Consider the following 14385-nt stretch of genomic DNA (forward strand, 5'->3'; position numbering starts at 1 on the left):
AAATTTGGCGTTAGAGCCCATCTAAATTGATAACATTCTCTTCACCAAACCATCCTATAGCCTGATTCACTACAGCCTGGCTCGGCTGGTGGAAAAATACTGCCAAATTCCTTTTGGCTCGAGTGCAACAGACATAAAAAAGTTTTCGGGTCCTCTTGACTATTGAGGCTTTGTCGGCACGCTCAGTGAATAAATATTCGAAGTTATAACTGTTCCATCCGCCATTGTCTAACACCACCAGCACATTTGGAAATTCTGAGCCTTTGGTTTTATGTTGAGTTGAAAATGGCGTAAAGCCTTCCAGATATGCATACAAATTTTGAAATTCACTGAAGTTAAGCTTTACAACTTGATCATAAATATACCTCTTCTTAGAAATGAAATTTTTGAGCCGGTCATCAATTTCAACGATTCCAGCTTTATCAGCAATTTCTATAACTTCTTCTATTGTTTTGCCGTCCACTTCAGATAATTTTTCTATGCTTTCATGTAATTTAATTTTGTCAGAGACTCGAGTGATTTTATAATCTGTGTATTTAATAAATTTGTTATACTTTTTCTCATTATAGAGTCGTACATTATTTTGGATTTTAAAAAGATGTTTTATGAGGTCATCCCTGTTTGAGCCTGGTTTGCCTTCATCCTCCACATGATTTTTTTTGTCATCGACTAGCTGGTCTTTATCTATATATATTGATGAGATTAAATCGTAGGTGGTTTCAAGGGCTGATTCAAATTCCTGACTATGCTTATTAATATAAGCTTGCATCCCTGGAGTTGGTTGAACTTTTGAAAGATCGCTTCCAGCTTTACCTTGGGCTAGTTCATTCAATACTTCTGAGAATTTTTTACCATTGGTGTTAATGTTGATATTGTTGTCTTTTATGTGATTCTTTATTCGGCTGACGAATTTCAGAACTTGATCACTGGCGTATATTCTCATTAGATTCGAGAATCCAGCTTTATTGGCGATTAGATTGTGGGTGAGATTAAGTTCTTTGATTGACCGTGTATCTTCAAAATCCCAGCCAAGAAATTCTCTAACCCTTTTAAGGTTTGAGTTCTCAGAATAAAGAAAATAAGCACACCCAGCTCTAACGTTTCCATCTTCACATATGTTTGGTGCGGAAGGGTCTTGTGATGGGTGTTGAACCAATCCATCATTTCTAAGTTTATTTGCTAGAGAAATTATCGCAGATGGATTTCGTCGATTTTGTTGTTTTCTTACTTCGAAGACTTCATTTGATCCATTCTGTGTATAGGCATCAATGTTCTCAATGCTTTTTTCATAAATGGACTGCATTGAGTCTCCAAAAAAACCTATCACATGTTTTTGAGGTGAGCTTTTGAAGTGATCCAAGAAGATATCAATTATGGCTTTGTTAGAGTCTTGATATTCATCGATGAAAATAAATGGGAATGAACTTTTCGTAATCGCGGATAGTCTTGGATTTTTTTCATACATTTTTTTTGCAACGATCAAAAGCTCATCATGAGATATTATCCCTTCTGATAATTTGACAAATTCTTTGTATTGAACTCCTTTTTCTAGGTTTTTAAAATGGTTGTGCTCTAGTTTTTTATCAGAAAATTGTCTGAATAGTGAATGATCGTCACTGTTAATGAGCTCAACTAATAATGATTTGATTTCATTTTGGAAATGTTTTATGTTGAGCCATAAAAACTCATGTATTGTTGATACATGTACTTTTTCATCGTCTGCCCGCTCCGATATTTCTTCAGCCGCAACATTCGTGTATGTGATACAGGCAATTCTGTCGGTTGGAAATTTTTTTCGAATTTCTCTTATTACTTCTACTAATGTATGAGTTTTCCCAGAGCCTGCGCCACCACTTAGAAGAAAATTTTTTCCCTCCATGATCTTATCTATGATTTTTGATGTCTCATCGCTCGTAATGAAATCATTTAATTTTTGCGGAGCCATGTGAGACCCTCCTTAATGTAGCTGGGAATCTTCCAGTTGCTGAACTCAGAGTTTTGGGTGCCCTTGCTGTTAATGAGGATTTCAATTGCTAAAGAGGGTTTGCTTCCAATAGCTTTGTTTGAGAAGGTGAACACATCGGTAGGGTCTTGATCATCGATATATTTGTCGAACCATTTTTTTGTTAGTGATGGAAATCTGTAAGAATCATCCCCTAAAAATTCTTTGTTTATACTAAAGAAAGCATCTTCAAAGCTTCGGGGGTGGTAGCTTTTTTCTTCCATTTGATAGGCGGTTAATAGGCTGCCATTTTCATCTTTTTCCCATTTGCCATTTTTAAAAGAGAGGATTTTTTGGGGGAGGGTGAGTGATTTAAAATATTCCAAGTCTTCTTTGTTCTTGTCATGAAAAAATAGTAGAGAGCTGTTCGACGTTTTTTCAGCGTTTGGATCATTGGGGGAGCAAACGATAGTTTCTTGTTTCTCTTTTCCATTATCGTCCATGGTTATTTTTTCATAATAGCTGTCTATGTCAGTTATTACTAATGTTTTGGCTCCAATGAATCTAATAAATTTCTCGAATGTTTTCGAATGTGCTCCTACTTCAATAATTGAAATGTTTTGTGAGAGTAGCGGAGTGTAGGAAATCCCTTCTGATTCTTCTTGGTCGATCTTTCTCATCATGGCGGGAAGCAATACTCTTTCTGTGTCTCCTTCTATCAAAATTACTTTTTCAGCGAAGAATATTTCAGATCTATTGAGTGTTAAGTATTGTTTTAAGAACTTGAATTGCCTCTTGTATGCTGCATCTTGGGTCACTTCTGAAGATCGGTATTCTTTTTGTAAGTCTTTTAGATTTTTTGACTCCACGCTGTTTTTGTCGATACTTTTTCTTAGATATTTTATATCGTTAAAGTCGGATTCTGATACAATGTGCGAAGAGTGTGTGCTGATTAAAGTCTGTAGATTAATGGATATGCCGTCGGTTCTTTCCCTACTGTCGCTGAGTAAGTTTTTTATGTTCTTAATGAATATATATTGCATTTGCGGGTGAGTATGAGCTTCCGGCTCTTCGATGAAAAGCACGTTTATTGCTGAAGGGCTTTCTGTGAGAGTTCTTTTGAATTCACTCATGACAACTTCAATTTCGAAGATCATGCTTATGAGGTTCATATACCCCAAACCATTGTAATGTTCAGGGAAGTTGTGATCATCGTGAGCGTAAAAAACTGTGGTGTTTCCTTCAAGTAGCTCTCGGTCTTGTAAAGTAGAAGCTATTTTTATATCGGTTTCGTTTTGCTCTATACCACCAAATTTAGCAACTTTTTGTAGAACTTCGCTAAACATAGATCTATATATGTCAGTTAGTTCTAAATCTGTGCTTCTTAGCTTATCTTTGAATGCGTTAGTAGATGACTGATGTTCGTCAGAAGCTGGAGATTTTTTATATATTTGTGAGGTTTGAGTTGAAAGCGTCTTGTCATTGTTTTTGTTTGTTACACTTCTTTTGGCGCTGATATATTTAAAGCAAATTACCTCTCGTAAACTAATGCCTTCCTTTGCTAAGTCTACAAAATTTGCGTCATCCGCAGGGTCAATACTTTTTCTTTTAATTGGGCCGAAGTAGTTTTGAATATTTTCTTTTAGGAATAAATTTGGATCGTTGTTATATTTTTCTTTTTGCTCATCGTAAGTGTTCACCATCAGATGTAGCTTATTCCAAGTTGCTTGATACTCAAAGCCCAATACGATTGAATTATGGCTAATGTCTAAGTTCATTATTAGGTTGCGAACTGCTGAAAGATCGTCATTTTCATCATAATCAATAATGACTCTCAAGGTGATTCCGAGAGGCTTGTACTCTTCTTCAGTACCAATGCTTTCTGGGTCTACTAAGATAGAGGATAATTTCTTTTTTAGGTTGACATTAAAGTCATCTATCGTTATGGGATTTTTTTCTGATGGATTTATAAACTTATCAATTGCCGTTAAAATAGATGTCTTTCCTGTATTGTTCTTCCCAATTATAAGAGAGAGATTGTCTTCGAGATCAAGTGAAAAATCTTTTAGCAATCTATAGTTACTGATTTTTATGTTGGCTACTTTCACCGGAATCGCCTATTTGAAGTTCATAAGAGATAATTCTTAATCGACCTCCATCTTAATTGCTAGATGTATTGGACGTAAAGATACAGATATATTATTTACGATAGAGGTGCACTTATTTTTCTTGAATAAAGAAATCCTAAATGTATGGAATGGTCCCTAGCGTATGGCACTACTCAACCGAGTTCTCAACTTATTTTTGATTCTATCGGCTAAGCAAAGGCTTTTAGGGCCTAAGAAAGCCATCATTTGATTTTAATATCTCAACTGGTACGTCCGAACCTTTAATCTGAAGTAATTCTAGATATCCGAAGACTTGAGAGAGGTATAAGTTATGCGGCAAGCATGAGTTTTGAGGCTCTTCATATCTAATTTAGAGGTAAGGGACGTGAAATACTGGGCGTTTGAGTTCGAGATTAGTGAATTTTATTTGAACATATTGTCGACAATTTTAGCGTCGAGTGCTTGCAGCAGGGCAAAATTAGTAGAAATCATCAGATAAAAGGCACTGGCAACTGCCTATGTTGTGTACCCAACGTTTATTGAGCTAGTTACAAACTTGTTATATTACCCAGACTGACTCCTTCAAGCCTTGTCCTTAGGTGATCCTTAAATTTCTGGTTGGAATATAGCCTGTGTCTGGATGAAATACCAAGCCGCTTTAGAAAAGAAAGCGCGCTTTCGGAAATACAACCTTGTTTCTGAGATCTGCTTAGGCTATACAGGCGGCGAGGATTCCTTGATTCAGAACCGGCAATCGAATCCGGAACACCCAAAGATTGGAGGGTAGTGTCAGTTACGTGGCAAGCACCAGCTCTGGTGGTTCTTCCTCTCTGATTTAGGGGTAAGGGGGGTGGAATACAGGGGGGGGTTGTGTTCAGTCTGTAGGTAGCGCAATTTTTGGATATAAAACCGGCAGTCGTGCTATCGAATGTTTGGAGTAGGGCTAGATTAGTGGGGGGTAGCTGAGAGGAAGCGCCGGCAGTCACCAATACCGTGTACCCAGCGTTTATTGAGCTGGCTACAGGCTTGCTGTACCACCTTCACTGATCCTACCAAGCCTTTAAAGCGACTTTCAAAATTCCGGTTGAGATAGAGCCAGTGCCTGGGTGAGATACCACTTAGCCTGATAGAGCCCGCTTATCCAAGCAAGCTTGAGATTTGAATGCCTCCTTCCAAAAGTGGCGACCCTACCTCTCCTCATAGCAGTCAGGCGGAAGTTTGTTATAAAACTCTACTCACTATGGTATTTGCCATAGCCCTCTGACCACTCTTGCTGATAGCCTTGCTTTTTGAAGTAACCTCTAAATATATGAAGTGCTTTTTCTAGCCAAGACTGAATATCTGAAATACCCTCAATCATCTTGCAATCTTTTTCGTCATCAACCGCTTGATCCGTCATTTTCCAGAAAAAGTAAGCCAAAGACTCTGCCTCCTCTTTACTATCTAAATTGGAGTTTCCAGAAACAACCGATCGAGCGATTTCAGAGTTTAGTTGTTTCGCATAATACAGAACCAATGTCTTTGCTGGTTGATTATATTCATTGAAATTTATCATGCTTTATAGGTCTCTAGTGGCAAGTCACTCATTATGGCCACTCTTTAAGCTCATGGAGCTTTTCTATTTCGCTAGAATCGAGAGTGTTCCCTTGAAGATAGCGCTGAATTAGTACGGAAGTTCTTAAAAGCCCTCATCAGGGAGTAAGGATCTCGGTATCGGACCAAGTTTTGGCGGCTTCTGCGCTGATATAGAACACAATATAGTAGTGGTTGCTCACCACAGCATAGGCTGCAACATCGAACGCAAAGATGGCGACTAGCTTTTGCATTCTACCCTCAATACACTGATGCCGACTCTCAAAATCCTCTCCGGGTTGGGTATCTTTCCCACAAAGAAAGGCCCTGCGTATGTAACCAGAAGCGCAATGATTTACATTGGAGTCAAACTTACGAGTGGAGATAGAAATACTCTTGAAATAGTTATCAATATGACTAGCTATTATTGATGGCTACCTATTAAGCGCATTTATAAAGGAGATAACTGCCATGCCATACAAAGAACTTGGAATGCTAAAAGATAGCGGTTTAAGTAAAGATACTTATAGTGGAGTTGTTGTGCCCTATATGAGTGAAGCTGAAAGAGAAAAATATCAGGTTACGATACAAGATGGGCTTCTGTTTTGGCGCGGAGAGAGACTTAATACCAATCCTGGCGGATCTTGGGCATTCGTTATGGATAAGAATGGGCGTATCTTTTGTGGTAACAAAAATGGTGACATTCAGCACCATTCAGCATTTTTCTCGGGGCGACCAGTTGCTGCGGCTGGGCATATCTCGGTGGTAGGTGGAATAATAGAGCATATTAATAATTTCAGTGGCCACTATCAGCCCACTAGCGATTATATGGAGCAGTTTAAAGAAGAACTGGAAAAAAATAATGTTGACTTAAGTGAAACTGAAATGGATTTTGGGATTTCGTCAAAAACCTGTAAGTTGCGCTTAAAAAATTTTCAAGATCATAATTATAGAGGCAAATGGTATCAACGTTTTCGCGGTACTGTTGTTAAAGAGACTGTCGATGGGAGCGAGGATACTTATACCGGCCGTACACATATTCAAGGGCAAAGGTTAAGGCTTTATCCTGATGGCCCCAGATGGCAGTGGCTCTGATGTAAATAGCCATAAAAGCTTTCTGCAGGCCCTCCATCTCTGACATAGAGGCAGGGGAAGTGGAATACCAGAAATTGCTGTTCAGGCTTTGGGAAGGCTGATTTGGGGTTAGGCCAGATTATAACGAACGCTGAGAGGAAGCTGCCGGCAGTCAGCTACAGACTTTAAATCTGCTTTCAAAATTCGGTTGCTATATAGCCAGTGGAGAGGTGAGATATCAAGTCTCTCGGATAGGAGGGGTGATTCCGTACATACCACCACGTTTTAAGGATCTAAATACCGGCCACTCCAGTCACTGGCTCGAAATAGTGTTCCAACTGAAAAGGGAGTGCTTTAGGTCCTTTTAAGCGCTCACTACCAGTAATAAAGTAGAGCTTTGGGTTGCTCACTAGATACGACCGTGCGAATGCGCTGTTGAGTACAAGTGTAATCAGAGTCTTCAATATCTTGGCAATACTGGTAAGAATAGAGCTAAGCCTGGAATTTAAAATGACCTTACCAGCGGCTACTTGTACGATTGTTTTTAACCCAAAATAGCCAAGCAATAGCACTAATGTGGAGAGGTGACTTGCAAGATGGTAACTCCATGCTGATCTCAATATTTACCCCTACAACGGAATCCTGCTCTTCCAGTATTTAGCAAAGGAGTGTGGATACGAGTATAAAACTAGTGAGCCAATTTAATTATTAGTGAACTTTCACATTCCCCGGCTTTGCCTTTAGTTAGCTGTATGATTGAGAGCATTACTCTTTAATCTTTTAAGGAAAGTATGGAGTGCATTTCAATATGAATTGAGTTTTCCAATGGTTGATTGAGATTTCCTTAACCGAAAATAACCAAAAATATAGGCGCGAAAATAATCCTATTGAAATTTATTCAGTTTGTTTCAACCTCAAAGCTGCGTAAAATCGATAGACATTTTTGGTATTTTGGCCGTAATTGAGCGAGCCGATTAAAAAGGCTTCAGAAGTTTGAATAGTTTTGAAAGCTTCGAGAGAGTCGAGAATTTTCTAAAAGACCCATTCCTCAAGGGAGAACGGTAGCGTGACGTAAGAGTAAGTAAAAGGCGCTGACCCAAGGTGCTAGGAACACCCGGGGCCAGCTGACCAAATTGATAACCTAAGTATCAAAATGGCTATATGGATAATACGCTAGAAACCCGCTCGTCTTCAATAAAGTGGAGTACATTCAGCGGCTTGGGGCCTGTTCCCAAGCTCTGGAAGCCTAGCGCCCGCCTTTTCCTCTTCTCTGCCTACCGCCCCCGCGCACCACCCCACATTTCCTCCAAACGTTAAGCCCAAGCTTCCCCATCCCGGAAGCGCCCAAACTTTGACCACTGAAGGAAATAAGTATGTTGATCTTAAAGCGACGGACAGGTGAACTTCTAAGGATTGGAGCAAATGTCTCAGTCACAGTGCTGGAGGTTAAAGGCAATCAAGTGAAGATAGGCATAAGCGCACCCAAATCACTCCCCATCCACCGTGAAGAAATCTATGTGCGGATCAAAAAGCAGCAGAGAGCAAAGGCCTGAATATCCTAAAAAGATCCTAAAAAGGGTAGGGCAACTTGAGGCACCCAATAATTAAAAAACGGGACTCCAAGATGAATCATTGCGCCTCTGTTCGGTAGGGAATATACGCGCTCTGATTCGAATGCTTCTTGGGTGCTAAAGGTGATTAGGTAGTGAATTCGGAGTGGCCATGTTGGTGTCTTGGAGGTGTTTAACAAGCAGACCCTCTTATCCGACAGGAAGAGAGGGTAGGCAAGCCTTGCCAGCGCCATAAGACGTGTACTTAATGCTTGGCTTGTATGGTTGTTCTTGCCCGATTCTGATGTTGAAAATCCTTTTCGTTAACGGGTAAATTGAGACCCACCTTCGGCGGCCACCGAAGGCCTTGTTTATCACAGTTCGCTGCTTGGCTGGTTCGTAAAAGACCGATAACAAGTATGAACGTGATAAGCACTCACTAGGCATAACTCGGATAGTCATGTGGGCCTCGAGCCCGAATAGCAAGGCGGAGATAGCTTATCTTATGGAACCTCAAGAGATCAATGTCGGTATCGATACCAGCAGTAAACAACTCGATATTTATGTGAGACCTACTGGCCAGTTCTTTAGTGTTGCCAATGATAAAAATGGCATTAAAGATGCCATTAAACAACTACAACCTCTTAAACCTCAAAGAGTATTAATAGAGTCTACGGGAAGGCTCGAGTTAGAGTTTGTTTGCGCCGCCGACAAAGCCGGATTACCTATTGTTGTTTGCAATCCTTCGCAGATAAGGAGCTTCGCTAAATCCGCAGGGCGCCTCGCCAAAACTGACAAGCTAGATGCAATGGATATTGCACATTTTGGTGAGGCCATGAAGCCAGGGCTGTCGGTGCTAAAACCAGAAAAGCTTAGGGAGATCAGTGACTTACTGGCGGTAAGAAGTCAGTGTTTAGAGATGAGTACAATGCAAAAGAATCGGCTTCAGAGAATGCCGAAATCAGTACACAAACCTATACAGACCATTCTAAACACCATCAAGAAAGAGCTACAAGGTATCGACAAGCAACTGGATAAACTGGTTAACAGTGTGTCTGAGTGGCGGCAAAGGCGTGACCTATTGTTGAGTGCCAAAGGGGTCGGAAATGTATTGGCCTATACGTTAATGAGTGAACTTCCTGAGCTAGGACAATTGAACCGTAAAGAAATCGCTGCACTTGTCGGTATCGCCCCGATGAACCGTGATAGCGGCAACTTCCAGGGCAAACGATATATTCGAGGTGGAAGGCATCGCGTACGCACGGTTCTTTTTGTTTCCATCATGTCGGCCATACAACATCATCCCAAACTAAAGCCCATGTATAAGCGATTAGTCGACGCTGGCAAACCTAAAAAGGTTGCTCTGGTTGCCTGCATGAGAAAGCAGATTACGATCCTGAATACAATGGTGAAAAACAACACCTACTGGGATGAAAGTATGGCTTAATAACTTGACGAACAACCATAGTCACTTGCTATACAAAGATCCTCCACATGAATGTCGCCGAGCCCACCAGCTGCTTCAAGCAACCTCCGGGATTGCACTGAAGACAGAGACTAGGCTAAGTGAAGATGCCTAGCCTTTTGATGAGGGAGGTATATTCCCGTCAATGCTCCCTAGCTCTTGCCTGCTGAGTCAGTGATCAATCCAGCTGCCAGCAATGGAGGTTCCACTTTTGAAGGAATCTATGCTTTGGTTTTTCTGCTCCTCGCAGCTCATCCTTTCCTGAATGGAGCATCAAGCGGCTCGCCTAACATACAAGGTGCCCCTCCACATCGCTAGATTTCAATTCGTCACGCCCTTCCGAACCTATGTAACCAACCCCTCAGATTCGTTACCGCCACGTATAAGAATGGTAGCAACGGAGAACCTGTTGACGCCGTATGACAAAAATCAGGATATCAATAAGGTCGAGGAAGAGGGGATCGACCTGTATTTACAGCACAGTGAAGTTTAGGCTTACAGCTTGGATGGGAGCCTATGCCTGATGATATGGAGCACACCGCGTGCAAACACATATCAGTGATGGGGTTGCTTAGACGGCACAAGTGGCTAGCAAGCCATAACCCTCAGATTATCAGTTTTGGGCCATGTAAATTAGTTGACGCTGATCGAAAAATGTACAGTTGTACTTTCAATAACAAAAGCCAGCAGAAGCTGCACCTACTTCTAGTTGAAACTCAGTAACTCATTGATACTTAAAGGGTGCCAAAGGTGATGTAAAGCTGAGAAAATACAGAATTATAAAGGCGCTGCTTTGTATATATTCTTGCGTATTTACACAAAAATAAGGTAACTTATTGATTTTATTGAGATTTGAAAGAAAATCGGGCGTAGAAATATAAAACAGGGTGATATAAAGAAGCTTCTTTTGAATTAACTGTTATGCTTTCTAGTCCAAAATTTTAAATCCTAATGAAATATTTTGTAGGTTTTGTTGTTACTGCATTTTTCTATGTATATGGCCTCATGAGGTTATATGATCATAGTCATTACTGGCCGAGAACTGATGCTGTAGTTGGTCCTGTAGAAATGTTACTTTGGACGTTATCAAGTCTGTTTGTGGTGGTTATTATTCACTCTATAATTTGGGGCTTACATTCAATTTATCAGCTGAAGCTAATGAGTTTTAAGCCATCTTATAGGGGGCTTTTGTGTTCGGTAAATTTCTGTTTTATTTTATTTTTATGGGTGTTACCAGTATTAATATGAACGCAAGCATAACAAACTGTTGTATCGGACCAAAGTAAGCGTGGTTCGCTTTCGCTCACTTTACCACGATTACTTTGGCCACTTAATAGGGCATTATGAGAAATGGTATGAGGTATACATTCATTTTTTTGAATTTGGACGTAGAGTTTGAAGTCCTTTCAAAAAACAACACAATGGCTATATTCAGAAGTAATGGAAAACAGTGGGTTGAGGTTCTAGAGACTAAGCTTTCGAAAAAAAGTAGGTTAGCTTCATTCTTTTTCACATCCGATTCAATGGGCCAACTACCCAATATCGTGTTTCGCCAGCTTTCTTTGAATAGAAAATTAGTACTTATAAAGCGTAAAGATGAATATGTCACCTGCTTTCTGGTTACCTGGCGAATACCCTTTACATTTTCAGTGGGCTGGCCAATGTCGGTTCGCAAGTCATTAGTAGATAGTTTTATCGGGGAGCTGCGTGAGGGAAATTCATAACAAACTAATTAACTTTACGCGCGAAGGACGTGTGCCGGAGAGTCTGCGCTCCGGCTGCCGGTTTTAGAGAGTTAACTTTATCATGGATATCGAAAAGCTTCGCCGAATTCGGAACAAGAATACTGAACAACAAAATGAACTCTCGTTCCTTGAAATGAAAGAGTGCGTGGACAAATTTATAAATGATGAAAGTATGTACCCATGGTTGACCTTGCTGTTGTCCCAAAAGGGGATGTCCGCGAATGAGGGAATTCTATTGAATTGTTCCGAAATCTTTGAGCAGTATGGAACTCAATGGATGGGCACATGGCTAACGAAGAAAAAAGAGTTCTACGAGTTTGATGTAATGACAGATCGAGCCAATAAAGAGTTATTGGAAATTGATGGTTGGTCTAGAGTTTACCATGAAGTGTCTGCTCATTCTAAAGGCATTGGGAAAACGCCTGCTTTTATAGCTCTGGAACTGTTATCGGAATATGGTCAAAGTTAACAAATACAAGCAGGTTGTTAAGGGGCTTTGGCCCTTCGCGGGACTGCCTACACTACGCAGCAGCCCCCGTTGTAGTTGTTATATATCTAGGTAGAGGTTGATAGAATTAATGTTCTTAGTGATTGGTATCATCCTACAGATAGTGTTTCTAGGTCCGTCATTACTGATCTGGGCTTTATGCAAGAAGTTCTGGCCAAATATCTTTTCTATCAATCCGTATCTTGCCACATTCATATGTTTAGTTTTGGCTGTCATTAGTGCATTTGCCCTAAAGGTTGAATTTGAGGGTGGTTTAATAACAGGGGTAATAGTGTTTGGTATTTTCTCGTTTATTTACAGTGCTGCTCTCAGTGCAATAATATTTACCTACAAATCAATAAAGGCGCGTATAAATACATAATAGAGCACTGTTGTCACAGCCTTTGGCTACTGGGGCGGCTCACTGCGTGGCCCACCCCTAAACTTAGTGTTATGTGTTCCAATGAAGAGATATGAATTTTGAGTAAGTGGCTTTATCTTTTAGTTATTTTTGTACTGGCCGGTCTTCTTTATCCGGTAATCTACCTCCTCGGCCTGGAAAGGTTAGGGGGCGGAGCTTTACTGAGGGTTCCGGAGTTCATCATATATAGCGTACTGATAGGATTCTTCTTGTATCCGTTCATAGAGGGCTATAGACGCTATAAGACAGGTAGTCGCTCATTGGCTGCTATTTTTTTCATTTTCGGAATAATTTTACCAGTTATAAGTGGCGCTTTTTTAATACTTTTATTTGAATCTATGTTGAAGACTAGAAGCCATGGATAACAAAGCTACACATAATCAGGCCGGACGAGCTTGTCCAGCTATGTACATGTCATAGGCCTGCTGTTTTCATGTGTTATGTGGGTATGGTAGCTACTGCCGCCTTTTGGTAGGCGATTCGGTACTATGCCTAACTAGTAAAAGCACCGGACGCACTGGCGTGCGCTCGGTATATTTACCCCCAATACTCTAAATAGTTGATAAGATAAATGAGAAAATCATCGCCTGAAGCTTTACTTACAATCGGCACTATCATTCTGTTGACATTACTTCCACTTCTAGTTGGATGGCTGCTGGTAAAAACCTACAGACTTATAAAACCAATTCAAGAGAAAGATCTTACGGGCCTTGCAAGTATAGGGGCGCCAAGGCGGGATAGTTTTTTCAAATTTGCAGTCGCAGGGTGGGCTGTTTGCGGTCCAATTTACTATTGGGTTTTCAGTTCTGGGATTCTTGCTTAGCTCTGCGTTTGACAATCACAATCCTTTAGCTGCTCTAATTCAGCTCAAAAACCAGTCGTTAAGGCAATCAAGTATCAGAGAGTTATGAAAAATTTAGTATCAGTTATATTTGTACTATTCATATCAATTAACACGCATGCTGGAGGTTACTCTGTGGAGGTCGAAAAGTTTATTGAAGGGAGCATTGAAGGTTTAAGAATTCAAACTGATGCTCACGATAAGACATGGGGTCTGGGGTCTGGGGTCTGCTAAAACATGGAATGTCGACCAAGACAAAGGCATTATATTTTGGTCGCTTGAGGATGGTCGGATCGCTGTAGCTCCAGTTCAAATAATAGGTACTTACAATCCGAAGGATAGAAGCTTTCTATGGGGGTGGGATCACCCTTCAGTGCTAAAACCTCTTCAGCAACATTCACGTTTAGTTAAAGAGTATGGTGAAAAGCACGGAGTAAAGCTCTTTACCTCAAGAAAGGTCCATGTTTCCGAAGATCAAGCATGGGAATTTTCAGCCGTTGCCAGCCGTTTGGCTGCAGCAAATGGAGCTTACAGAGCTGATGCGGGTGGATCTCTTGTTTATATGACATTTGGTGAAATTGAGCTAAGAAATCAGCAGCCCTAACAATCGGATGCTGTCAGGTGTAAAAGTTCCAGCCAAAAGCGGCCTTCGCTTTTGGTTAACGCAGAGCCGAACATTATGCATAAACCTAGGTAGCGATATGAACATTTCCTTCAGCGAAGGCACGATAGAAGATGTCATACAGATCAATTCTGAGATTCCAGAGTTCGACGCTAAAAATAGCAAAGATAAAATAGAGAAGAGGTTAGAGGGGCGCCTTTACCTATTACTGGTAGCTTCAGTTGGTAATAAGAAAGTAGGCTACAAAATTGGTTATAAAGTATCCGAAACAGAGTTTTATAGTTGGTCTGGTGCAGTCCTCCCAGATTACCGAGGCCGAGGCATAGGAAAGTCTCTGCTTGAGCTTCAAGAGCAGTGGGTGATGAACAAAGGGTTTAAGTCTATTAGCGTTAAATCGATGAATAGATTTCCTTCAATGCTGCATCTTCTTATCTCTCACGAATATCAAGTGTGTGGGTATGAAAATAAAGGCAACCCCCTGCAAAGTAAAATAATTTTTATAAAGAAAATAGCTGAAAATACATAACAAATTGTTGCACAATGTTTTGGACTTCGGCT

Annotated in this window: 10 protein-coding genes; 6 read left to right on the top strand and 4 right to left on the bottom strand. The window is 40.5% G+C overall.

Annotated elements, in window-relative coordinates; translation table 11 throughout:
* Nucleotides 1-10: 10 nt before the first annotated feature.
* From ACJJIQ_RS04250 to ACJJIQ_RS04265, 4 genes are all read right to left on the bottom strand, one after another.
* Nucleotides 11-1945, bottom strand: coding sequence for a UvrD-helicase domain-containing protein (locus ACJJIQ_RS04250; RefSeq protein WP_444897882.1), 1935 nt, complete (start codon nt 1943-1945; stop codon nt 11-13).
* Nucleotides 1927-4050 (bottom strand): ATP-dependent nuclease, encoded by a 2124-nt coding sequence (locus ACJJIQ_RS04255; RefSeq protein WP_445363798.1) that lies wholly within the window; start codon nt 4048-4050, stop codon nt 1927-1929. Before ACJJIQ_RS04255 ends, ACJJIQ_RS04250 begins: the two co-directional genes overlap by 19 nt.
* Before the next feature lie 1231 nt (nt 4051-5281).
* On the bottom strand, nt 5282-5605 hold the full coding sequence (locus tag ACJJIQ_RS04260; RefSeq protein WP_413662658.1) for a hypothetical protein: 324 nt from the start codon (nt 5603-5605) through the stop codon (nt 5282-5284).
* Nucleotides 5606-5741: 136 nt separating this feature from the next.
* A complete protein-coding gene (locus tag ACJJIQ_RS04265; RefSeq protein WP_444936263.1) occupies nt 5742-5876 on the bottom strand; it encodes a hypothetical protein in 135 nt (44 codons plus the stop codon).
* A gap of 217 nt (nt 5877-6093) precedes the next feature.
* On the opposite strand from ACJJIQ_RS04265, the gene ACJJIQ_RS04270 reads away from it, so the two are divergent.
* From ACJJIQ_RS04270 to ACJJIQ_RS04295, 6 genes are all read left to right on the top strand, one after another.
* Nucleotides 6094-6717 (top strand): IQM protein middle domain-containing protein, encoded by a 624-nt coding sequence (locus tag ACJJIQ_RS04270; protein ID WP_444893301.1) that lies wholly within the window; start codon nt 6094-6096, stop codon nt 6715-6717.
* Nucleotides 6718-8069: 1352 nt separating this feature from the next.
* A complete protein-coding gene (gene csrA, locus ACJJIQ_RS04275; RefSeq protein WP_444893306.1) occupies nt 8070-8249 on the top strand; it encodes a carbon storage regulator CsrA in 180 nt (59 codons plus the stop codon).
* 502 nt (nt 8250-8751) lie between these two features.
* Nucleotides 8752-9693, top strand: a complete 942-nt coding sequence (locus tag ACJJIQ_RS04280; protein WP_413662913.1) for an IS110 family RNA-guided transposase — start codon at nt 8752-8754, stop codon at nt 9691-9693.
* A 1824-nt stretch (nt 9694-11517) separates the two neighbouring features.
* Nucleotides 11518-11925, top strand: coding sequence for a hypothetical protein (locus ACJJIQ_RS04285; RefSeq protein ID WP_445363799.1), 408 nt, complete (start codon nt 11518-11520; stop codon nt 11923-11925).
* Between the two features lie 1470 nt (nt 11926-13395).
* Entirely contained in the window at nt 13396-13809 is a 414-nt protein-coding gene (locus tag ACJJIQ_RS04290) for a DUF6882 domain-containing protein (RefSeq protein WP_445363800.1), read from the top strand.
* Between the two features lie 97 nt (nt 13810-13906).
* Nucleotides 13907-14353, top strand: coding sequence for a GNAT family N-acetyltransferase (locus ACJJIQ_RS04295; RefSeq protein ID WP_444941274.1), 447 nt, complete (start codon nt 13907-13909; stop codon nt 14351-14353).
* Nucleotides 14354-14385: the final 32 nt, after the last annotated feature.

Source organism: Microbulbifer maximicatervae (SeqCode) (genome assembly GCF_052468295.1).